This window comes from Blastococcus sp. DSM 46786, assembly GCF_900109665.1.
Lineage (GTDB): Bacteria > Actinomycetota > Actinomycetes > Mycobacteriales > Geodermatophilaceae > Blastococcus > Blastococcus carthaginiensis.
In genome coordinates, this window is record NZ_FOAO01000013.1 from 91,355 (window position 1) to 112,431 (window position 21,077).

General features: G+C 75.4%; 20 protein-coding genes and 1 riboswitch. Of the genes, 13 read left to right on the plus strand and 7 right to left on the minus strand.

Annotated features, from left to right (window positions below; translation table 11 throughout):
- Nucleotides 1-168 precede the first annotated feature (168 nt).
- From BMW62_RS13320 to BMW62_RS13340, 5 genes are all read left to right on the plus strand, one after another.
- Entirely contained in the window at nt 169-1,914 is a 1,746-nt protein-coding gene (locus BMW62_RS13320) for a D-alanyl-D-alanine carboxypeptidase family protein (protein WP_091931342.1), read from the plus strand.
- Between the two features lie 88 nt (nt 1,915-2,002).
- On the plus strand, nt 2,003-2,323 hold the full coding sequence (locus tag BMW62_RS13325; protein WP_091931343.1) for a hypothetical protein: 321 nt from the start codon (nt 2,003-2,005) through the stop codon (nt 2,321-2,323).
- A gap of 194 nt (nt 2,324-2,517) precedes the next feature.
- A riboswitch (cyclic di-AMP (ydaO/yuaA leader) is annotated at nt 2,518-2,686 on the plus strand.
- Between the two features lie 142 nt (nt 2,687-2,828).
- Nucleotides 2,829-3,776, plus strand: coding sequence for a C40 family peptidase (locus BMW62_RS13330; protein WP_244524023.1), 948 nt, complete (start codon nt 2,829-2,831; stop codon nt 3,774-3,776).
- A gap of 148 nt (nt 3,777-3,924) precedes the next feature.
- Complete coding sequence (locus tag BMW62_RS13335; protein ID WP_244524024.1) at nt 3,925-5,190, plus strand: M48 family metallopeptidase; 1,266 nt, start codon at nt 3,925-3,927, stop codon at nt 5,188-5,190.
- The gene (locus BMW62_RS13340; RefSeq protein WP_091931345.1) at nt 5,187-6,323 is read left to right on the plus strand and encodes a glycosyltransferase family 4 protein; all 1,137 of its coding nucleotides are present in this window, start codon (nt 5,187-5,189) and stop codon (nt 6,321-6,323) included. Before BMW62_RS13335 ends, BMW62_RS13340 begins: the two co-directional genes overlap by 4 nt.
- Before the next feature lie 72 nt (nt 6,324-6,395).
- On the opposite strand, the gene BMW62_RS13345 is transcribed toward BMW62_RS13340, so the two are convergent.
- Nucleotides 6,396-8,189, minus strand: a complete 1,794-nt coding sequence (locus BMW62_RS13345) for an AMP-dependent synthetase/ligase (protein ID WP_091931346.1) — start codon at nt 8,187-8,189, stop codon at nt 6,396-6,398.
- A 157-nt stretch (nt 8,190-8,346) separates the two neighbouring features.
- Between BMW62_RS13345 and BMW62_RS13350 the strand changes: the two genes are divergently transcribed.
- Genes BMW62_RS13350 through BMW62_RS13365 form a run of 4 tightly spaced genes read left to right on the plus strand, consistent with a single transcriptional unit; the run spans nt 8,347 to nt 11,248 of the window.
- Nucleotides 8,347-8,778 (plus strand): SRPBCC family protein, encoded by a 432-nt coding sequence (locus BMW62_RS13350; protein WP_091931347.1) that lies wholly within the window; start codon nt 8,347-8,349, stop codon nt 8,776-8,778.
- A 6-nt stretch (nt 8,779-8,784) separates the two neighbouring features.
- Complete coding sequence (locus tag BMW62_RS13355; protein ID WP_091931348.1) at nt 8,785-9,933, plus strand: ArsA family ATPase; 1,149 nt, start codon at nt 8,785-8,787, stop codon at nt 9,931-9,933.
- On the plus strand, nt 9,930-10,253 hold the full coding sequence (locus BMW62_RS13360) for a hypothetical protein (protein WP_091931349.1): 324 nt from the start codon (nt 9,930-9,932) through the stop codon (nt 10,251-10,253). Before BMW62_RS13355 ends, BMW62_RS13360 begins: the two co-directional genes overlap by 4 nt.
- Complete coding sequence (locus BMW62_RS13365; RefSeq protein ID WP_091931350.1) at nt 10,250-11,248, plus strand: ROK family glucokinase; 999 nt, start codon at nt 10,250-10,252, stop codon at nt 11,246-11,248. Before BMW62_RS13360 ends, BMW62_RS13365 begins: the two co-directional genes overlap by 4 nt.
- Nucleotides 11,249-11,411: 163 nt before the next feature.
- Here BMW62_RS13365 and BMW62_RS13370 read toward each other — a convergent pair whose 3' ends face one another.
- The 3 genes from BMW62_RS13370 to BMW62_RS13380 are packed head-to-tail and all read right to left on the minus strand — an operon-like array spanning nt 11,412 to nt 14,150.
- Nucleotides 11,412-12,653: an ornithine cyclodeaminase, nickel-pincer nucleotide-dependent gene (locus BMW62_RS13370; RefSeq protein ID WP_091931351.1), complete on the minus strand. Its 1,242-nt coding sequence runs from the start codon at nt 12,651-12,653 to the stop codon at nt 11,412-11,414.
- A gap of 1 nt (nt 12,654) precedes the next feature.
- The gene (locus tag BMW62_RS13375; RefSeq protein WP_091931397.1) at nt 12,655-13,335 is read right to left on the minus strand and encodes a hypothetical protein; all 681 of its coding nucleotides are present in this window, start codon (nt 13,333-13,335) and stop codon (nt 12,655-12,657) included.
- A complete protein-coding gene (locus tag BMW62_RS13380; protein WP_091931352.1) occupies nt 13,332-14,150 on the minus strand; it encodes an alpha/beta hydrolase in 819 nt (272 codons plus the stop codon). The genes BMW62_RS13375 and BMW62_RS13380 overlap by 4 nt, the downstream gene beginning before the upstream one ends.
- A gap of 110 nt (nt 14,151-14,260) precedes the next feature.
- On the opposite strand from BMW62_RS13380, the gene BMW62_RS13385 reads away from it, so the two are divergent.
- On the plus strand, nt 14,261-15,022 hold the full coding sequence (locus BMW62_RS13385) for a lysophospholipid acyltransferase family protein (RefSeq protein ID WP_244524025.1): 762 nt from the start codon (nt 14,261-14,263) through the stop codon (nt 15,020-15,022).
- Here BMW62_RS13385 and BMW62_RS22960 read toward each other — a convergent pair.
- The 3 genes from BMW62_RS22960 to BMW62_RS13400 are packed head-to-tail and all read right to left on the minus strand — an operon-like array spanning nt 15,019 to nt 18,129.
- Nucleotides 15,019-15,615 carry a TetR/AcrR family transcriptional regulator gene (locus tag BMW62_RS22960; protein ID WP_091931353.1) on the minus strand — a complete coding sequence of 199 codons (597 nt, stop codon included), beginning with the start codon at nt 15,613-15,615 and terminating at the stop codon, nt 15,019-15,021. The two genes, BMW62_RS13385 and BMW62_RS22960, sit on opposite strands and share 4 nt — an antisense overlap.
- A gap of 16 nt (nt 15,616-15,631) precedes the next feature.
- On the minus strand, nt 15,632-16,585 hold the full coding sequence (locus BMW62_RS13395; RefSeq protein WP_170852368.1) for an alpha/beta fold hydrolase: 954 nt from the start codon (nt 16,583-16,585) through the stop codon (nt 15,632-15,634).
- Complete coding sequence (locus BMW62_RS13400) at nt 16,582-18,129, minus strand: flavin-containing monooxygenase (protein WP_244524026.1); 1,548 nt, start codon at nt 18,127-18,129, stop codon at nt 16,582-16,584. The genes BMW62_RS13395 and BMW62_RS13400 overlap by 4 nt, the downstream gene beginning before the upstream one ends.
- 102 nt (nt 18,130-18,231) lie before the next feature.
- Between BMW62_RS13400 and BMW62_RS13405 the strand changes: the two genes are divergently transcribed.
- The 3 genes from BMW62_RS13405 (at nt 18,232) to BMW62_RS13415 (ending at nt 21,051) form a co-directional block, all read left to right on the plus strand.
- Nucleotides 18,232-19,146, plus strand: a complete 915-nt coding sequence (locus BMW62_RS13405) for an SDR family oxidoreductase (protein ID WP_091931355.1) — start codon at nt 18,232-18,234, stop codon at nt 19,144-19,146.
- 77 nt (nt 19,147-19,223) lie between these two features.
- The gene (locus tag BMW62_RS13410) at nt 19,224-20,510 is read left to right on the plus strand and encodes a cation:proton antiporter domain-containing protein (protein WP_091931356.1); all 1,287 of its coding nucleotides are present in this window, start codon (nt 19,224-19,226) and stop codon (nt 20,508-20,510) included.
- A gap of 55 nt (nt 20,511-20,565) precedes the next feature.
- A complete protein-coding gene (locus tag BMW62_RS13415) occupies nt 20,566-21,051 on the plus strand; it encodes a polyadenylate-specific 3'-exoribonuclease AS (protein ID WP_091931400.1) in 486 nt (161 codons plus the stop codon).
- Nucleotides 21,052-21,077 lie beyond the last annotated feature (26 nt).

The following is a 21,077-nucleotide window of genomic DNA, read 5'->3' on the forward strand; positions in this document are numbered from 1 at the left end:
CGCGCCGGGCCGGCCACCACCCGGGCGGGGGGCCGTGGGCCGCCCGACCAGGGGGAGCGGGGGCGCCGGGTCCGCGGACCACCTGGCTTTCCGCCCCCGCACGGGTCACCATGCACGAGCGCCCGTCGCCGCCCGCGCGACCGGCCCGTTGCCTGGAGGTGGTCGGCGATGCCCGCGCGCTCCTGGGCGCACCCGTCCGGCCGGTTCCGGCGGCGGGTGGCGGTCGCGGCCCTCGCGGCGTGCGTGCTGGTGCTGCTGCCGGGCGGACCGGCCGCCGCCGCGCCCAGCGACCAGCCGGGCGGCACCTCCGGCGTGCTGGAGAGCCCCGACCTGGACCGGCTGCAGCGGCGCGCCGCGGAGGTCCAGGACCAGCTGCGGGCCCGCCAGGCCGAGGTCGTCGCCGCCCGCGAGGCGCTCGCCGGGGCCCAGCGGGCCGTCGACGAGGCGCAGGCGGTCCTCGACGCGGCGCAGGGCGTGCTGGCCGGGCACCAGCGGGAGGTGGCCGACTACGCCGCGGCCGTCTACCGGGACGGTGGCGCCCTCACCCCGCTGACCCTGCTGCTCAGCGGCGGCGACCCGGGGGAGGTGCTCGCCGGCCTGGGGTTCCTCGACGTGGTCGACGCGCACGCGGCCCGGGTGATCGGCGTCGCGGAGGGCCACCGGCGCGCCGCGCTGGACGAGCAGGCGCGCGCCCAGGCCGCGCTGGACCAGGCCCGGACGCGGGCGGACGAGGTGGGCGCCCGGGTGGCCGAGCTCGAGGCGGCGGCCGAGGCGGTCACCGCCGAGCTCGGCGACGCGCTCGCCGTCGTCGACGGTCAGCTCGCCCAGCTCCAGCGGGAGCAGCTCGCCGTCAACGAGCAGACGGCGGCGAGCTGGCGGGCCTACGTCGACCAGCTCCGCGCCGCAGGGCTGGCGGAGGTGCCGGCGTCCGCGCTGCGCGACCCCGGGCAGGCCCTGCCCGACCGCCTGGTGCCGGTGGGCGCGGGCGGGGGTGGTGCCCAGCGCGGGGTGGCCCAGCTGCCCGGTCGCCCCACCTCGCTGCTCGTGCTGCCCGTGGAGTCGCTCGCCGCGGTCGGCGGCGCGATGGAGGCCCTGGGGCAGCCCTACGCCCCCGGGACGGCGGGGCCGGACTCGTGGGACTGCGGCTCCCTGGTGCAGGCGGTCTACGGCCGGACCGGGGTCTCCCTGCCGGCGTCGCAGGGCGAGCTGTTCGCGCGGACCGCGCCGGTGGCCCCCGCCGACGTGCTCCCCGGTGACCTCGTCTTCCTCGGCTCCCCGGAGTCCGGCCTGGGGCACGTGGGCATCGCGCTGGACCCGAGGACCATGCTCACCGCCGACGCCCGGGCCGGTGCCGTGGTGGTGCGGACGCTCCCGGGTGACCAGGTGCTGGGCATCGGCCGCCCGGTCCTGGGCCAGCGGTCCCCGGTAGCCGTCCCGGAGCCGACCGCGGGGGCGCTGCGGACCGAGTGCGGCAACACCGTCTACCCGCCCAGCTACGACGGCGGCCGCGCCTGGGGCGGCTACCCGAACGGTCTGATCCCGCCCAGTGCGATGTGCCCCCTGGGCGTCGGCGGGCACTCCCTGCGGTGCGACGCGGCCGCGGCCTACCGGGCCATGGCGGCGGCCTACGCGGCGGACTTCGGGCGCCCGCTGTGCATCACCGACTCCTACCGGACCTACGCCGGCCAGGTGAAGCTGTACGGGGAGAAGCCGGCGCTCGCGGCGGTCCCGGGCACGAGCAACCACGGCTGGGGGCTCGCGGTGGACCTGTGCGGCGGCGTCCAGTCCTTCGGCACGCCGCAGTACGCCTGGATGGTGGCCAACGCCGGCCGCTTCGGCTTCCTGCACCCGACCTGGGCCGATCCGGGCAACGGGCGCGAGGAGCCGTGGCACTGGGAGTACGCCGGCAGCTGACGACGCCGGACCGGCGCCGGTGGCGCGGCCGGAAATGTCGGTGACCGCTCCTACCGTGCGCAGCGACTCACGGAGGAGAGAAGAAGCCATGCTCATCGACTGCGACACCTGCACCGCCCGCGGGACCGGCTGCACCGACTGCGTCGTGACCGTGCTGCTCGGGGCCCCGCCGGGATGGCAGGGGGTCGACCCGGTGGTCGTGCCCATGACCGGCCGCCCCCGCGGCGGTCCGTCACCTGCCGCCGAGGACGTCGTCGTCCCGCCGCCCGGGGTGGTGGTGGAGTTCGACGAGGTGGAACGCCGGGCCGTGCGGGCGCTCGCCGAGGGCGGGCTGGTGCCCCCGCTGCGCCACCCGGACGGGGCCGGGGGGCACGACGGTGACCGCTCCCGGGGCCGGCGCACGGGGTGAGCCCGGGCCCGTGTGGACCGGTACCCCTACCCCGGGTCAGGAGGTCGGGCGGGGAGGCGCGCCCGTGAGCTGGGAATCCTCGTCACACGGGTTTCTCCAGCGATCATTTGTCACGGGGGTATCACGATCGTTAGGGTTCACGCCGTCCGGCCGGGTGGTCGTCATCCGTCGATGGATGGCCTCGACCGGACACCGCCTAATCACCGCCGGACGCGCACCACTGGCGCCCGGGGTGTACCGGGGACCCACCGCAGTTCTGGGGTGAGTTCTCCCGCAGCCGGCCCGCCGGTGCGCGGGGGATAGGGCCAGTCTTCCCAGCCCGAACCCGTCAGCTAACTCGGTCGGCGGTTGCAGAGGAAGAAACGGAGAGCCGCCGCTCGTGGCGACCCCTCACGCACTCCTGACGCACGCCCCCGAACAGCTCCACGCCGCCGACCGGCGCAGCTCGCGCGCCCGTCGCCTCGGTCCGCTCCGTTCGGGTTTCCTGGTCACCGCCGTCACGGCCGTGACCGTCACGATCCTCCCGGGGACGGCGTCGGCCGTCCCGGGCACGGCCGACGAGGTCGCCGCCCAGGTGGCCGAGGCGAGCCACGAGCTCGAGGTGGTCTCCGAGCAGCTCAACGAGGCGCGCGTCGTCCTCGCCCGCCACCAGGACGAGGCGCGGGCCGCCGGCGAGGCCACGGCCGAGGCGGAGGCCCGGATCGGCTCCCTCGACGGGCACATCCGCCGGCTGGCCCGCAGCGCCTACACCGGCAGCGGCATGTCGCAGCTCCACGCCCTGCTGACCAGCGACTCGGCGGACCACCTCCTCGACCAGCTGGGCACCCTCGACGCCATCGCCGGGCACACGAACGCGGTGATCACCGAGGTGTCGCAGGCGGCCGAGGACGCGGAGCGGTCCCGCGACGCCGCTGAGGAGGCCGCCGCCGACGCGGAGCGGACGGTGGAGCAGATCGCCGCCCAGCAGGAGGAGCTCGAGGCGAAGATCGCCGACTACCAGCGCCGCTACGAGGCGCTCACCGCGCCGCAGCAGGAGCAGGTGGCGCAGGCGCACGGGGGCGCCGCCCTGCCCGCGCCGAGCGCGGTCACCGCGCCGAGCTCGGCCGCCCAGGTCGCGGTCAACACTGCGCTCGCCCAGATCGGCGACCCGTACGTCTGGGGCGCCGGCGGGCCGAACGCCTTCGACTGCTCGGGGCTGACCTCGTACGCCTACGCCGCGGCGGGCGTGACGCTCCCGCACTCCAGCCGGTCGCAGAGCCAGATGGGCACCCCCGTCTCGCGCAGCGAGCTGCAGCCCGGCGACCTGGTGTTCTTCTACAGCCCGGTCAGCCACGTCGGCATGTACATCGGCAACGGCCAGATGGTGCACGCCTCCACCTCCGGCCAGCCGGTGAAGGTGGGAAGCCTGGACTCGATGCCCAGCTACAACGGCGCCCGCCGCATCGCGGGCTGACAGCTGCAGGTGCTCGACGAGGGCCGGTGATCCCACCCGGGATCACCGGCCCTCGTCGTCCGGCTGGCGCGCCGGACCCCGTCCGGGGATCGACGCCGATCCCGCGGGCGGCGAGGGGGACGGCGACCGGCTCATTAGGATCGGCCGGGTGAGCGCTCGCCGGGTCGCCATGGTGGCCGCGGCCCTGCTCGGGATCGCCGTCGTCGTCGTCATCGCCGTCCGCACCCCGTGGACCGTGCTGCCGGAACCGCCCGGGGGGTACACCGAGCCGGATCCGACCGCCGGGCTGGACCCCGACCGGATCGAACGCGCCGAGGCCTTCGCGGACGCGCTGCGGCCGGCCTCGCTGCTCTCCCTCGTGCTCGGCCTGGGGGTGTCGGCGGTGCTCGGGCTGACCCCGCTGGGGGCCCGCCTGATGAGCGCCGTGGGAGCGCGGGTGGGCGGCCGGTGGCCCCTCCAGGTGCTGGTGGGGGTGCCGGTCCTGCTGCTGCTGGGGCGCCTGGCCACCCTCCCGATCTCGGCCTACGCGGAGTCGGTGCGCAGCAGCTACGGGCTCTCGACGCGGAGCTGGTGGCTCTGGCTGCGCGACGTCGCGGTCTCCCTGGCGATCAGCGCGGCGCTGACCGTGCTCGTGCTGCTGGTCTTCCTCTGGCTCGCCCGCCGCGCCCCGCGCACCTGGTGGGCCTGGGCCGGCGCGGCCGCGTCCGGCCTGGTGGTCGTCGGGTCGTTCCTCTACCCGGTGGTCATCGAGCCGGCGTTCAACTCCTTCGAACCGTTGCCGGCGGGGGAGCTCCGCAGCGACCTGCTCGCCCTCGCCGAGGAGAGCGGCACACCGGTGCAGGACGTGCTGGTCTCCGACGCCTCCCGGCGGACGACGGCGCTGAACGCCTACGTCTCCGGGTTCGGGTCCACCCGGCGGATCGTCGTCTACGACACCCTGCTCGGCGAGCTGCCCGACGCCGAGATCGAGTCCATCGTGGCGCACGAGCTGGGGCACGTCGCCGCCGATGACGTCCTGACCGGCACGCTCATGGGCGCACTGGGTGCGGGCGCGGCCACCGCGCTGCTCGGCTGGCTGCTGAGCTGGACGCCGCTGCTCCGCCGGGCCGGCGCCGGACGACCCGGTGACCCGCGGGTGGTGCCGCTGCTGCTGTTCCTCGTGTCCGCCGGCGGGCTGCTCGCCACGCCCGTGCAGAACCTGGTGTCCCGGCAGATCGAGGAGCGCGCGGACCTGCACGCCCTCGAGCTCACCCGCGACCCGGAGGCGTTCGTCGACATGCAGCAGCGGCTGGCCGGCACCAACCTCGGCGACCCGGACCCGCCTGCGGCCTGGCACTGGTTCTTCGGCAGCCACCCCACGACCGCGCAGCGCATCGCGATGGCTGCGGACTGGGCACGGCTGGAGGGGCCGTGACGCGCACCCTCGTCGTCACCAACGACTTCCCGCCCCGGCAGGGCGGCATCCAGACGTTCGTCGCCGCGCTGCTGGACCGGCGGCCACCGGACTCCCTGGTCGTGCTCGCCTCGGACGCCCCGGGTTCGGCCGAGCACGACGCGGCGCTGCCGTACCCGGTGGTGCGCCGGCCGACCGGCATGCTGCTCCCGACGCGGGCGACGGCACGCGCGGCCGTGGACCTTGTCCGGCGGTACGGCTGCGACACCGCGTTCTTCGGCGCGGCCGCACCGCTGGGGCTGCTCGCGCCCGCGTTGCGGGCCGCCGGGGTGCGGCACCTGGTCGGCGCCACGCACGGCCACGAGACCGGCTGGGTGGCCCTCCCGGGGAGCCGGCAGGTGATGCAGCGGATCGCCTCCGGGCTGGACATCCTCACCTACATCAGCGAGTACACGCGGGACCGGCTCGCGCCACCGCTCGGGGGGCGCACCCGGCTGGCCCAGCTCTCGCCGGGGGTCGACGTCGACCGCTTCGCCCCGGAGGTCGACGGGGCGGCGGTGCGCGCGCGCCACGGCCTGGGCGACGCACCGGTCGTGGTCTGCGTCTCGCGGCTGGTCGCCCGCAAGGGCCAGGACGTCCTCGTCGTCGGGTGGCCGCGGGTGCTCGCCCGCCACCCGGCGGCGCGGCTGCTGCTGGTCGGCGGTGGGCCGGACGAGGGGGAGCTCCGCCGCGCGGTCGCGGCCCGCGGGCTGCAGGACTCCGTCGTCCTCACCGGTCCGGTCGACCACGACGAGCTGCCCGCGCACTATGCGGCCGGCGACGTCTTCGCCATGCCCTGCCGCACCCGGCGCCGTGGGCTGGACGTCGAGGGGCTCGGCATGGTGTTCCTCGAGGCGGCCGCCTGCGCCCGCCCGGTGGTGGCCGGCACCTCCGGCGGGGCCCCGGAAGCGGTGCAGGACGGCGTCACCGGGCACGTGGTGGACCCGCGGTCACCCGGGGCGGTGGCGACGGCGCTGGCCGGGCTGCTCGACGACCCCGTGCGCGCCCGGGCGATGGGGGCGGCCGGGCGCGCCTGGGTGGAGCGGCGGTGGTCCTGGACCACCATCGCGGCCGACTTCGCGCAGCTGCTCGAACCCGGCTGCGACCAGGCATAGGAACCATCACCCACGTCGTGGGGCCTGCGGACGTAGGTAGTGGTTCCTATGCCCCCTGGTAGGGGTCGGTGCTCAGCGGGAGTAGAGCGACTCGACGTCGGAGCCGAACTCCTTGAGCACGACGTTCCGCTTGAGCTTGAGGCTCGGCGTCAGCATCCCGTTGTCCTCGGTGAAGTCGGTGGCCAGCACCGTGAACTTCTTGATCGCTTCGGCCTGGGACACCGCCTTGTTGGCGTCCTCGACCGCGGCGCCGATCGCGGCGAGCACGTCGGGGTCCTCGCGCAGCTGGGCGGCCGTCAGCCCGGTGTCCTTGCCCTTGGACTCCAGCCACTGCGGCAGGGCCTCCTCGTCGAGGGTCACCAGCGCGGCGATGTAGGGCCGCTGGTCGCCCACGACGATGCACTGGCTCACCAGGCGGTGGGCCCGCAGCCGGTCCTCGAGCACGGCAGGGGCGACGTTCTTGCCGCCCGCGGTCACCAGGATCTCCTTCTTGCGGCCGGTGATCCGGACGAAGCCCTGGTCGTCGATCTCGCCGAGGTCGCCGGTGTGGAACCACCCTTCCGCGTCGATCGCCTCGCGGGTGGCGTCCTCGTTCTTCCAGTAGCCGCGCATCACGATGCCGCCGCGGATGAGCAGCTCGCCGTCCTCGGCGACCGAGAAGGCGACGCCCGGGAGCGGGCGGCCGACGGTGCCGATGCGGATCGCCTCGTCGTGGTTGACCGAGGCCGCCGCGGTGGTCTCGGTGAGGCCGTACCCCTCGAAGACGGTGACCCCGATGCCGCGGAAGAAGTGGCCGAGCCGCTCACCGAGGGGGGCGCCGCCGGAGATGGCGCCCAGGCAGCGCCCGCCGAGGGCGGCGCGCAGCTTGCCGTAGACCAGCTTGTCGAACAGCGCGTGCTGGGCGCGCAGGCCCAGCCCGGGGCCACCGGTGTCCTGGGCGCGCGACCAGTCGATCGCGACCTGGGCGGCCCGGTCGAAGATCTTGCCCTTGCCGTCGCCCTCGGCCTTCGCCTTGGCCGAGTTGAACACCTTCTCGAAGACCCGCGGGACGGCGAGCACGAACGTGGGCTTGAACTCGCCGAGGTCCTCGACGAGGTTCTTCACGTCCGCCGTGTGGCCGATGACCGTCCGGTTCTTGATCGCGCCGACCTGCAGGACGCGGGCCAGGACGTGGGCCAGCGGGATGAACAGCAGCAGCGACCCCTGCACGTTCATGAACCGGTCGAGCAGCGTGATGCCGTTGCCGATCTCGAACAGGAAGTTGCCGTGCGTGAGCTCGCAGCCCTTGGGACGCCCGGTGGTGCCGCTGGTGTAGATCAGCGTGGCGAGGCTGTCGGCGCGCAGGGTGGCGCGGCGGGCGTCCAGCTCGCTGTCGGGCACGCCCGAACCCGTGGCGGTCAGCTGCTCGACGGCGCCGTCGTCGATGACGACGACGGCCTTGAGGTCCGGCGCCTGGTCGCGGACCGACTCGATGGCGGCGGCGTGCTCGTCGCGCTCGACGACGGCGACCGTGGCGCCGGAGTCGGAGAGGATCCAGGCCACCTGGTCGGCGCTGGAGGTCTCGTAGATCGGCACGACGACGGCGCCGGCGGTCCAGATGGCGTAGTCGAAGACCGTCCACTCGTAGCGCGTCCTGGCCTGCAGGGCGACGCGGTCGCCGGCGGCCACGCCCGCGGCGATCAGGCCCTTGGCGACGCCGCGGACCTCCTCGCCGAACTGCCGCCAGGTCACGTCGGTCCAGCGGCCGTCCACCCGGCGCCGGAGGCCGACCTCGTCACCGTGCCCGGCGACATTGGCCGCCAGCATGTCGGTGAGCGCCTCGTCGGGGTCCACCTCGTGGGTTGCAGGAACGCTGAACTCGCGCACGCCCGGTCCTCTCCTCCCCGACCGCCCGCCGGGCTCCGTCGCCCGCGGCCCCGGTGCGGGAACGTCCGGGCCAATCTAGCGGCTGGTGCTACCCGGCAGTAGCGGAGTGCCGTGGTGCGCGGGGCCGGTCGGGGCCCGAGCAGCTAGCCTGCTGCCCATGGCCGACCAGTCCACCCAGTCGATCGTCGTCGAGGCGCCTGCGGCCGAGGTCATGGCGGTGATCGCCGACTTCCCCTCCTACCCGCAGTGGGTCGCCGCCGCCAAGAAGGTCGAGGTGCTCGAGACGGGTGCGGACGGCCGGGCCCGCCGCGTGCACTTCGTGCTCGACGCCGGGGCGGTGAAGGACGACTACGTCCTGGAGTACACGTGGGACGACGACCGCCGCGTCTCCTGGACCCTGGTCAAGGGCCAGATGCAGAAGCGGCAGGAGGGCTCCTACACCCTCGTCGAGACCGGCGGCCGCACCGAGGTCACCTACTCGATCACCATCGACCTCTCCATCCCGATGCTCGGCATGATCAAGCGGAAGGCCGAGAAGGTCATCCTCGACACCGCGCTCAAGGAGCTCAAGAAGCGCGTCGAGGGCTGAGCCGCGGTGCGCACCCTCCTGGTCACCGGCTCCGGCGGGGCGGGGGCGTCGACGGTGGCCGCGGCGGCCGCCGTGCGCGCCGCCCGGGAGGGCCGGAGCACGCTGCTGCTCTCCCGGCAGCCGGCACCCGTGCCCGGCCTCGACGAGGTGCCGGACCTGCACGTCCGGCGGGTGGACGGCCGCCGGGCGGTCGCGGAGCTGTGGGCCGCCCACGCCGGGGCCATGGGCGCGCTGCTCCCGCACCTGGACCTGCCGCCGGCGACCTCGGTGGTGCCGGTCCCCGGCGCGGGTGAGCTCGCGCTCCTGGCGGCGCTCGGCGCGGCGGACGCCGACCTCGTCGTGGTCGACGCCGGACCGCTGGCGGACGGGCTCCCGCTCGCCGCCCTGCCCGGCTCGCTCCGCTGGTGGCTGGACCAGGCGCTGCCGCCGACGGCGCGCGCGCTGGCCGCCGTCCGGACGGCGTCGGTGGCGGCCGGGGCGGTCCGTCGGGGCCCCCTGGACACCGTGCTCGACCTCCTGCCCGCCGTCGAGGGGCTGCTCGCCCGGGACCGGCTCGCCGACCCCACCGACACGGCCGTCTGGCTGACCACGGCGGCGCAGCGGTCCGCGGTGCCGCCGGTGCGACGCGCGGCGACCGTCCTCGGCCTGCACGGGCTCCGGGTCGCGGCCGTCCTCGCCCGCGTGCTCCCCACGGCCGGCACAGGGGAGTGGTGGAGCGCCCGTGCCGCCGAGCAGGACGCCGCCCGGAGCGGCCTGGCGGAGGTGGCGCCGGTGCACGAGGTGCCCGAGCTGCCGGTGCCGCCGGTGGGCGTGACCGGTGCCGCCGCGCTGCTGGGCGGGCTGGAGCTCCCCGCGTCCGGTGGGCCGGTTCCGCCGGCCCCGCAGCGGGGGGAGGGCGGGTGGCGACTGGCCGTGCCGCTGCCCTTCGCCGAGCGCCCGGAGGTGGGGCTGACCCGGTGGGGCGATGACCTCGTGGTGTCCGTGGGGCAGGATCGTCGTTCGCTGCGCCTGGACTCGCTGCTGCGCCGGTGCGAGGTGACCGGGGGACGACTGCTCGCCCCCGGTGCCGCCGCCGCGCGCCTCGAGATCAGCTTCCGCCCGGATCCGCAGCAGTGGCCGGCCGACCTCCTGGCGGCCGAGGAGAGGACCAGATGACCAGCGGTGCCGACTGGGCCGACCAGGCCCGCCGTCTCTTCGACGCCGTCCGCGCCGGAGCCGGGCAGACCCCCGCCACCGGTACCGGGGAGCACGGCGGCGACGACTGCCGCTGGTGCCCGGTCTGCCAGGTGGCGGCCGTCCTGCGCGGTGAACGCCCGGAGGTGACCGCCGCGCTGGCCGACGTCCTCACCGCCGCCGCGACCGCTCTGCGGTCGTTCGCCGAGCAGCCGGCCGACGGTGCCGGCGAGGCGGCCGGGCCGCGCCCCGAGGAGCAGGCGGCCGCGCAGCCGGCCGTCCAGCGGATCGACATCGCGTGACCGGGCCGGAGGTGACGGCCCTGCCGGCGCTCGGCATCGACATCGGCGGGACCAAGGTCGCCGGAGGGCTGGTGGCTCCCGACGGCGAGATGATGGCCACCGCCCGGCGGGCGACGCCCGGGGCCTCGGTGAGCGACACCGAGGACGCCATCGCCGCCGTCGTCGCGGAACTCGCCGAGGGGCACGAGGGCGAGATCGTCGGGGTCGGCGTGGGCGCCGCCGGGTGGTTCGACCGCACCGGGGACACCGTGCTGTTCAGCCCGCACCTGGCCTGGCGCAACTCGACGCTGCGCAAGGACCTCGCCGCGCGCCTGCAGCGCCCGCTGTGGGTGGGCAACGACGCCGATGCCGCGGCCTGGGCCGAGTACCGCTACGGCGCCGCCCGCGGCGCCGACCTGGCGCTGATGATCACCCTCGGCACCGGCATCGGCGGGGGGATCGTCCTCGACGGGCGGCTGCGGCGCGGCTCGCACGGCGTCGCGGGGGAGTGGGGGCACATGCGCGTCGTCCCCGACGGCCGGCTGTGCGCCTGCGGCAACCGGGGCTGCTGGGAGCAGTACGCCAGCGGGACGGCGCTGGGGCAGACCGCGCGCGAGGTGGCCCGCACCTCGCCGGCCGCGGCCGCCCTGCTGCTGGAGCGGGTCGACTGCGAGCCCGACCGGCTGACCGGCGAGCACGTGGCCCGCGCGGCCTACGACGGCGACCCGCTCGCCCTGGAGCTGGTCACCGAGGTCGGCTGCTGGCTGGGCCAGGGGATCGCCGACCTGGCCGCCGTGCTCGATCCCGAGGTGGTGGTGATCGGCGGCGGCGTCAGCGTGCTCGGCGAGATGGTGCTGCGCCCGGCCCGCGAGCGGCTCGAGCGCGCCCTGCCCGGCCGCGGGTTCCGCCCCGGTCCCCGCGTCGTCGCCGCCGCGCTCGGTGCCCAGGCCGGCATCGTCGGCGCGGCCGACCTGGTGCGGAATGACATCGCCGCCCTCCGGGCGGCACCGCTTTGACTCCGTCGTCCTCCGGACGACACCGCGGCCAGGTGTCGTACCCCTGGTGCGCCGAGCCGTTTCGTCGTCGCTGCGCGGAACCCTCCGGGCCCCACTCGCGACGACCATGCCGATGCCTGGGCGGCCCCCGTCGCTCCTCGCGGAGGCCTCCGGCCCCCACTCGTCACGACAGCTCGCGGGCCAGCTGCTCGAGGAACAGGCCGATGTCCGTGACGATGCCCATCGCCTGGGCGCTGCCCCGGTCGGCCAGCTTCGTGACCGTCGCCGGGTTGATGTCGACGCAGACCAGCGGGATCGACGCCGGCAGGATGTTCCCGGTCGCGATCGAGTGCAGCATCGTCGCCACCATGATCGCGAAGCCGACGTCGTGCAGCTCGGCGCGCATCGCCCGCTGACCCTTGATCACGTCGGTGTGCACGTCGGGCAGCGGCCCGTCGTCGCGGACCGAGCCGACCAGCACGAACGGCTTCCCGGCCTCCACCATCGCGTGCATGACGCCGCCGGTGAGGACGCCGGAGCCGACGGCCGCCCGGATCGAGCCGGCCGCCCGGATCGTGTTGATCGCGCGGATGTGGTGCTCGTGCCCGTGCGGCACCCCCGAGCCCTTCGCCAGGTCGACGCCGAGCGAGGTGCCGAACAGCGCCGACTCGATGTCGTGGGTGGCCAGGGCGTTGCCGGCGAAGAGGACGTCGACGTAGCCGGCGCGGACCAGCCGCACCATGGCGGGGGCGGCGCCGGTGTGCACCACGGCCGGCCCGCCCACCCACAGCACCCGCTGCCCGGCGGCCTTGACCTCGCGCATCCGCTCGGCGATCTGGCGGACGAGCAACGCCTGCGGCTTCTCGCTGGAGACGGCCGAGGACATGAAGCCGAAGTCGTCCTCCTCGCCGCGCGGCGCCTGCACCGGCAGTTCCACCCGCACGCCGTGCGCGCCGCAGACGACGGCGTCACCCGCCCGCACGTCGCTCACCGGGACGGTGCGCACCGTGACCTGCCCGCCCGCCCCGCCCTCCTCGCTGGTCACCACCAGGCCGCAGTCCATCTCCGGGTTGCGCACCCGCAGCCACTCCCCGTCCAGCCGGACGAGGGTCTCCAGGTTGGTGGTCGAGTAGAAGTCGTCGGGGAAGACGCCGTCCGCGGGGGCGGGCCGGGTCGTCGCCGTGCCCGGGTCGACGGCGTTGGCGCCGTGGACCTGCACCCGCATGAGGATCCGCTCGAGGCGCTCGGTGTCGTCGGCGCGGATCTCGATCAGCGCCGTCGACTCGTCGGCGTGCTCGCGGCCCAGGTCCAGGTCGGTGATCCGGTAGTCCCCGCCGTACTCCAGGACGTCGTCGAGCACCCGGCCGAGGATGCCGGTGTCCATGAGGTGGCCGGTCACCGTGACGGTCGCGGTGACGGTCGCCATCTCAGACCACCGCCCCGTCGTCGCCGTCGTCGGAGCGGTCGCGCATGCGGGAGACCAGCAGCGCCACCCCGCCGGCCACGACCGCCACGCCCAGCACGAGACCGGCGTCCGCCGACAGGCCGATGACCGAGGGGACGCCGATGAGGAGGATGCCCGCGGCCACCAGCAGCAGGGCGTACAGCACCGCGGGCGCCGGGACCGGCAGCGGCGGCGGTGCCGGCGGCTCGTAGTGCTCCTCGGGACGGTCGAGCACCGGCACCTCGTGCGGCGTCGGCGGCGGCGGATCGGCGGGACCCTCCTGGACCGCGGGACGACCGTGCTCGGCCTCGAACGCGGCCACGATGCGCCGCCACTCGGCGTCCTCGTCCAGGTCGCGCCCCGCGGGCCGGCGCGCGACCCGCGGCTCGACGGGGTGGTCGTCGGCGTGCTGCTCGACCAGCCCCCGCGCCTCGACCCGGCGCGCCCGGTCGACGAACAGCCGGTCCGACGGGGGGCTGGGCAGGACCACCGACCGGGTGTAGGGGCCGACGTCGGCGGCGGGCTCCAGGTAGGCGGCGATACCGGCCGCCTCGAGCACGTCGAGGAGGTGCTCGCCCACCCGCGGGTCGACGTCGCGGACCGGGCTCCACAGCGCGGCGTCCAGCCCGTTGTCGCGGCGTCCCCGGCCGCGGCGGTCGGTCACCGGTGCCCGCCCGACGAGGCGTCGGGTTCGCCGGCCGGCACGCGCGCGCGGATCCACTCCGCGGAGCGCCGGAAGAGCAGCGGGGCGTCGTTGTCCAGGGTGGCCACGTGGTAGCTGTCCTCCAGCAGGACCTCGGTGGTGTCCGCGCTCGCCACCCCGGCGAGCAGGATGGTGCTGTTCACCGGTTCGACGACGTGGTCCTCGGTGCTGCGGAAGACGGTGACCGGCGCCGTGACCCGGCCCAGGTCGGCGCGGGTCGCGGCCCAGAGGCCGCGCAGCTGCAGCATGGCCCGGATCGGCAGCCGGGGGTAGGCCAGCTCGGTCGTGCCGGGCTTCTTGATGTCGCTGGCGATCGGCGCCCAGCTGGACGTCACCCGGGCCAGCAGGGGCAACAGCTTCGCGTCCAGCCGCCGGGTGAGCAGGGCCGGGTTCACCAGCAGCAACCCGGCGACGTCGTCGGGGCGCACCTCGGCCAGCCGCAGGGCGAGCGTCCCGCCCATCGACAGGCCGGCGACGAAGACCCGGTCGCAGCGGGCGGCCAGCTCGTCGAAGGCCTCCTCGACCGTCGCCGTCCACTGGTCGTGGGTGCTGGCGTTGCAGTCCTGCCAGCGGGTGCCGTGGCCGGGCAGCAGGGGGCACCGGACGGCGAAGCCCTCGGCCGCGAGGTGCTCGCCCCAGGGGCGCATGCTCATCGGCGTCGAGGTGAACCCGTGGACGAGCAGCACCCCGGTGCGGCCTTCGGGCCCGTCGCCGCCGGGGAACTCGAAGGGCTCGGCGCCGGGCATCACCTCGGGGAGGGGGGTGGGTCCGGGCACGGCGCTCCTCCTGGGCAACCGGCGTCGCGCCGGTGTCGGCTGGATCACGGCGGGGCCCGGATTGTGATCCCGGCCCCAGGCTCCCTAGTCTGGCAGTCCCCGAGGGAGGCGTGTTGTTCTACTGGTTCCTCAAGTTCGTCGCGATCGGCCCGCCGGCACGGGCCGCCTTCCGCCCGAAGGTGGAAGGCATCGAGCACGTGCCCGCGACGGGCGCCGCCATCCTCGCGAGCAACCACCTGTCCGCGGCGGACTGGATCTTCATGCCGCTGCAGCTCAAGCGGCGGGTCACCTTCCTGGCGAAGGCCGAGTACTTCACCGGCACGGGCGTGAAGGGGTTCCTCCAGCGGGCCTTCTTCCGCGGTGCCGGGCAGGTGCCGATCGACCGGTCGAGCGCCTCGGCCGCCGAGGGCGCCATCCGGACCGGCATCCGGATCCTGCGCGACGGGAAGCTGCTGGGCATCTACCCCGAGGGCACCCGCTCGCCGGACGGGCGGCTCTACCGCGGCAAGATCGGTGTCGCCCGCATGGCGCTGGAGACGGGGGCGCCCGTCGTCCCGGTGGCCATGGTCTACAGCACCCGGCGGTTGCCGTTCGGCAGGAAGCTCACCCAGGTGCGGGTCCGGATCGGGAAGCCGCTGGACTTCAGCCGCTACGAGGGGCTGGCCGGTGACCGCTTCGTCGAGCGGTCGATCACCGACGAGATCATGTACGAGATCATGACGCTCTCGGGCCAGGAGTACGTCGACGTCTACGGCGCCACCGTGAAGAAGTCGATGGACGCCACGGGCGCCAGCGCGAACGACGTCGTCGCCACGCTCCAGCCGCCGGTCACCGAGGCCGCCGACCGCGCGCCGACGACGCTCGCCGGCTAGCGCGGCAGCAGCCGGTCGAGGACGTCGCGGAGCAGGGCGAGCAGCTCGGCGCGGGGCATCGTCGGCTCCAGCACCCACTGCGCGACGAGGTCCTCGGTGAAGGCGAAGAACGCCAGCACGAGCTGGCGGCGCCGGGCGTCGTCGGGGAGCCCCAGCGTGCGCAGCCCCACCTCGACGAGCCGGCCGCGGGTCTCCTCGTAGACCTCGGCCACCCACGGGTCGCCGCCCGCGGCGCCGCGCACGAACGCCAGGTGGGTCTCCCGGAAGGTCTCCACCCAGCCGACGTAGCGGTCCAGCATCCCGTCGACGGTGGCGGCGCCCGTGCCTTCGTCGGGTGCACCCGGCCGGGGCAGCAGGTGGGTCCAGAGCAGCTCCGCCGCCGCCCGGGTCACGGCGGCGTAGTAGTCGCGCTTGCTGGGGAAGTAGTGGAACAGCAGGCTGCGGCTGATGCCGGCCCGGCGGGCCACCTCGTCGATGGTCAGCTCCTGCACCGGGGTGGTGGGCAGCAGCTCGAGACCGATCTGCACGAGCTGGGCCCGCCGGTCGTCCGCCGACCGCCGGCCACGACCCGGTCCGGGCGGGGGCGGGGTCACGGCCGGACGTCCCGGGTCACGCGACGTCCCGGCCGGTGGCACCAGCCACCAGGCGCAGCACACCGTCGACGACGAGCTCCGGGCGCTCCTGGGGCAGCATGTGGCCGGTGCGCTCCACCCGGTGGAGGCGGGCCGCGGGCAGCGCCTCGGCGAGGTGCGCGCTGTGCCGCTCCGGGGTGAGCTTGTCGCTGTCGCCGACGAAGATCTCGACGGGGACCCGCGTGAGCGCGTCGAGCTGCGTCCGCTTGTCGTGGTCGCCGAGGGCGGGCAGGAACTCGATGAAGGCGCGGAGGCTGGACGCGTGCATGATCCGCGCACCCTCCAGGACCATCTCGTCGGTGGCGTCGGCGCCGTAGAGCAGGTCCCGCACCACCGTGCGGTGCCGCGGGTGGGTCGGCGGCACCAGCCCGCGCAGCCGTTCGAGCAGCCCGGCGCCGGTCAGGGCCGCGGTGAGCACCCCGGGGCGGATCCGGGCCATGCGACCGCCGGCCGAGCGCGGGTCGGAGGCCAGGTCGCCGGCCGACGTCGACACCAGCGCGACACCGCGCACCCGGTCACCGAACAGCTCGGGCCGCGTGGCGGACAGGCACATGATCGTCATGCCGCCCATCGAGTGCCCACCGAGGACGACGGGGCCGGTGGGCACGAGCTGGTCGAGCACGCCGGCCAGGTCGGCGCCGAGCCGGTCGATGCTGAGCCCGGACTCGGGGTGGGTGGGGGAGGACCAGGTGGAGCGGCCGTGGCCGCGCTGGTCGTAGCGCACCAGGCGCAGCGCGCCATCGGCCACCCGGTCGGCCAGCAGCCCGGCGACGTCGTCCCAGGCGGCCTGCGACAGCGTCCACCCGTGAGCGAGGACGACGGTCACCGGCGCGTCCTCGGCGCCCTCGACGGTGGCGTGCAGCCGCGCGCCGTCGGTGGTGGGAACCGCCGCGGTGCGCTTGCGGACGGTACGGATCAGCGTGCCGGTCACGCCGCCTCCCCCTGCTCGCGGACCGGCGCCCCGGCCGGGATCCCGACGTAGTTCTCCCGGTCCAGGGCACGGGTGAGCTTCCGGAACCGGAAGGTGAAGTCCGGCCACAGCGTGGTGTTGTGGCCGTGCTCGTCGAGGTACCAGCTGGCGCAGCCGCCGCCGAGCCACACGGTGCCCTGCGACTTCCGCGCGATCAGCTCGCGGTAGGCCTCCTGGGCCCGCGGCGTGGTCTCGAGGACGGCCAGGCCCTCGGCCGCCATGGTGCGCAGCGCGTCGTCGACGTAGGCCACCTGCGACTCGATCATGTAGACCATCGACGTGTGCCCGACGCCGACGTTGGGGCCGACCAGCAGGAACAGGTTGGGGAAGCCGGCGACGGTGGTGCTCCGGTTGCTCACCATGCCGCCGGCCCACACCTCGGCCAGGGCCCGGGCGTCGCGGCCGCGGATCCGCTCGGCGATCGGCAGGTCGGTCACGTGGAAGCCGGTGGCCAGCACCAGGGTGTCGGTGGGCCGCTCGACGCCGTCCCGGGTGACGATCGAGCGCGGCCGGATCTCGGCGATGCCGGCGGTCACGAGCTCGGCGTTGGGGGCGGAGACGGCGGGGAACCAGTCGTTGCTGATGAGGATCCGCTTGCACCCGATGGTGTAGTCCGGTGTCAGCGCCGCGCGGAGCCTCGGGTCCCGGACCTGCCGGTGCAGGTGGGCGCGCGCCAGCCGGCCGACGGGCTTCAGGAACGCCCGCCGCTTGGCCAGGCCGATCACGAGGAACTCGCGGGATGCGTAGAGCACGCCGCGGAGGGCGCGCTGCAGGCCGGGGACCAGGCGGTACAGCCGGCGGGCCCACGGCTTCACCGGGTGGTCGGTGCGGGGGATCACCCAGGCGGGGGTGCGCTGGTAGACCGCGATGCTCTCCACCTGCGGCTGGATGGCCGGCACGATCTGGACGGCCGAGGCGCCGGTGCCGATGACGGCGACCTTCCTCCCGCTGACGTCGTGCGAGGAGTCCCAGCGGGCCGAGTGCATGACGGTGCCCTCGAAGGTGTCCAGGCCCGGGATGTCGGGGTAGGTCGGGTCGGCGAGCGCGCCCGCGGCGGAGACGAGCACCTGGGCCCGGAACTCGCCGGCGGTGGTCCACACCTGCCAGCGGCGCGCGTCGTCGTCCCACCGGGCGGCGGTCACCTCGGCCCCGAAGACGCAGTGCGCCCGCACGCCGTACCGGTCCGCGGTGGCCTGCAGGTAGGCCTGGATCTCCGGCTGCTCGGAGTACGACCGCGGCCAGTCGGGGTTCGGCGCGAAGGAGTAGGAGTACAGGTGCGACTGCACGTCGCACGCGGCGCCCGGGTACGTGTTGTCGCGCCAGGTCCCCCCGACGTCCTCCGCCCGCTCCAGGAGGACGAAGTCGGTCTCGCCGCGCTGCCGCAGCGTGATCCCCATGGCCAGGCCGGCGAAGCCGGACCCGATGACGGCCACCCGCACCTCGCGCGGGGCGGCTGCGCCCGCGCCGGGGGAGGGAGTGGCGTGCGTCCGCGTCGTGCTGGTCACCTCGGTCGGCTCCTTCCCTCGGCTTGCTGAGCAACGGTCAACACGCTACAACAGTCGTTGAGCAGTGCTCAACACGAGCGCGACGAGCCGAGGAGCAGCCCCATGGCGTCTGGACACCGCACGCGCACCCCCCTGGCCGGGAAGTCGGTCCTGATCACCGGCGCCGCGCGGGGCATCGGCGCCGCGCTGGCCCGCAAGGCGGCCGCACGCGGCGCACGGGTCGCCCTCGTCGGCCTGGAGCCGGAGGAGCTGGCGCGGATCGCCGACGAGCTGGGGCCCGAGCACCTGTGGGTCGAGGCCGACGTCACCGACGCCGACGCGCTGGCCGCGGCCGTGCGGCGGACGGTGGACACCTTCGGCGGGCTGGACGTCGTCGTCGCCAACGCCGGGATCGCGCCGCTCACCACGGTGATGACGAGCTCCGCCCACGCGCTGGCCCGCACCATCGAGGTCAACCTCATCGGGACGATGCTGACCGCGCACGCCGCCCTGCCGGAGATCGCGCAGCGGCGGGGGCACGTGCTGCTGGTCAGCTCCGCGGCGGCGTTCACCGTCCTCCCCGGGATGAGCGCCTACTGCGCGTCGAAGGCCGGGGTCGAGCGCTTCGGCGACGCGTTGCGGCTGGAGGTCGCGCACCGCGGCGTCACCGTGGCCAGCGCCCACCCCACGTGGATCGACACCGACCTGGTGCGCGACACCGAGGCCGCGCTGCCGACCTTCGCCGCCACCCGCCGGCAGCTGCCGGGGCCGCTGGGCGCGTACACGTCGGTGGAGGCCTGCGCCGAGGCGCTGGTGGAGAACCTGGAGACCCGGCGCCGCCGGGTGTTCGTGCCGCGCTCGGTGGGCACCGTGGCCGCGCTGCGCCAGCTGGTCACCGGCGTCGTCGCCGAGAAGCTGGCGACGGTGGTCGCGGCGAAGCGGGTGCCGCAGCTGGAGCGGGACATCGCGGCGCTGGACGGCCGCGAGTTCGGCACCCACTCGCTCGGTGCGCGGCGCAGGGGCGGACCGGCCACCTGACCGGGCCGCCGGGCCGGCGCCGCCGGGGCCGGGGAGGATGGAGCGGTGACCGCACGAGACCCCCGCCCCCCTGAGCCGTGCAGGTAGGGCTCCTCTACGCGGCCGCGGGCGTCGCGACCCTGCTGGCGGCGCTGCTGCCCCGGCTGCTCGACCGGGCGCCGGGGTCGATGCCGATGGTCTTCACCGGTGCCGGGATCGCGGCCTTCGCGCTGTTCGACGAGCTGCCCTCGCCGGACCCGATCCGGCACGGGACCACCGCCGTGCACCTGACCGAGCTGGTGGTCATCGTCTCGCTCATGGGCGCGGGGCTGGCGCTGGACCGGCGGATCGGGCTCCGGCGGTGGGGGTCGACCTGGCGGCTGCTCGCGGTGACGATGCCCCTCACCGTGGCGGGGGTCGCCCTCCTGGGCGGGTGGCTGCTGGGGCTGGGCGCCGCGGCGGCGGTCCTCCTGGGGGCGGCGCTGGCACCGACCGACCCGGTCCTGGCGACCGAGGTCCAGGTGGGCGAGCCCACCGACGACGACGAGAGCGAGGACGAGACCCGGTTCGCCCTCACCTCCGAGGCCGGGCTCAACGACGGCCTGGCCTTCCCGTTCACCTACGCCGCGATCGCGATCGCGGCCGCCGGGGCCGCGCCGGCCGGCTGGCTGGGGGAGTGGGTCGCCGTCGACCTGCTGTGGCGGGTCACCGCCGGTGTCACGGCCGGGATCGCCGTCGGCTGGCTGCTGCGCGTCCTGTTCTTCTCCCGTGTCGCGGAGCGGGTCCACCTGGCCGAGCGTGCGGAGGCCTTCGTGGCCCTCACCGGCATCTTCCTGGCCTACGGCGTCGCCGAGCTGATCGAGGGCTACGGCTTCATCGCGGTCTTCGCGTGCGCCTGCACCGTGCGCGCGGCCGAGCGTGCGCACGGCCGCCACCGGGTGCTGCACGCGCACGTCGAGCAGCTCGAGCGGCTGCTCACCGTCGTCGTCCTGCTGCTGGTGGGCGGGGCGGTGGCCCGGGGCATCCTTGCGGAGGTCGGCTGGGAGCACGTCCTGCTCGCGGTGTTGCTCCTGCTGGTGATCCGGCCGGCCGTCGGCGCGCTGGCGCTGTGGGGCAGCCCCACCGGACGCCGGGAGCGCTGGGTGATCGGTTTCTTCGGCGTCCGGGGGATCGGCTCCCTCTACTACATGGCCTACGGGCTCAGCGAGGCCGACGTCCCCGGCGCCGAGGAGCTCTGGGCGACGACGGTGCTCGTCGTCGTCGGCTCCGTGGTCGTCCACGGCCTCGCCGCCGGCCCCGTCATGCACTGGCTCGACTGGCGCCGGGCCGCGGTCGCGCAGAAGGAGTACGGCGACCGCGACCGGGCGCCGGCCACGCACCTCTGAACGGCGGGCCGGCCGTCGACCGGTCCTCCGGGTGCCGCCGCCTACGGTGGACGCCGTGCGGCGCTTCTTCTACGACACCGAGTTCATCGAGGACGGCACCACCATCGACCTCGTCTCCATCGGCGTCGTGGACGAGACCGGCCGGGAGTTCTACGCGGTCAGCACGGAGTTCGACCCGGACCGGGCGATCCCGTGGGTGCGCCGGAACGTCCTCGACCAACTGCCCCCGCCGGCGGACCGGGCCTGGCGGAGCCGGGAGCGGATCCGCGAGGACCTGCTCTCCTTCCTCACCGCGCCGGGGGAGGAGATCGAGCTGTGGGCGTGGATCGCCGCCTACGACCACGTGGCGCTCTGCCAGCTGTGGGGCGCGATGCCGGCGCTCCCGCGCCCGATCCCGCGCTTCACCCGGGAGCTGCGCCAGCGCTGGGACGACCGCGGGCAGCCGCCGCTGCCGCCCAAGCCGCAGGGCACGCACGACGCGCTGGTCGACGCCCGCTTCAACCTGGCGCGCTGGAAGGCGATCGAGGCCGCCCGCGGCTGATCCCGCGGACGGCCTCGGTCGCGGCC

What these genes read in the sequence shown, in the direction of transcription:
- BMW62_RS13350 (WP_091931347.1), top strand. Translation starts at nt 8,347, where the DNA reads ATGGCCGACCAGTCCACCCAGTCGATCGTCGTCGAGGCGCCTGCGGCC.
- BMW62_RS13360 (WP_091931349.1), top strand. Translation starts at nt 9,930, where the DNA reads ATGACCAGCGGTGCCGACTGGGCCGACCAGGCCCGCCGTCTCTTCGAC.
- BMW62_RS13325 (WP_091931343.1), top strand. Translation starts at nt 2,003, where the DNA reads ATGCTCATCGACTGCGACACCTGCACCGCCCGCGGGACCGGCTGCACC.
- BMW62_RS13405 (WP_091931355.1), top strand. Translation starts at nt 18,232, where the DNA reads ATGGCGTCTGGACACCGCACGCGCACCCCCCTGGCCGGGAAGTCGGTC.
- BMW62_RS13320 (WP_091931342.1), top strand. Translation starts at nt 169, where the DNA reads ATGCCCGCGCGCTCCTGGGCGCACCCGTCCGGCCGGTTCCGGCGGCGG.
- BMW62_RS13370 (WP_091931351.1), bottom strand. Translation starts at nt 12,653, where the DNA reads ATGGCGACCGTCACCGCGACCGTCACGGTGACCGGCCACCTCATGGAC.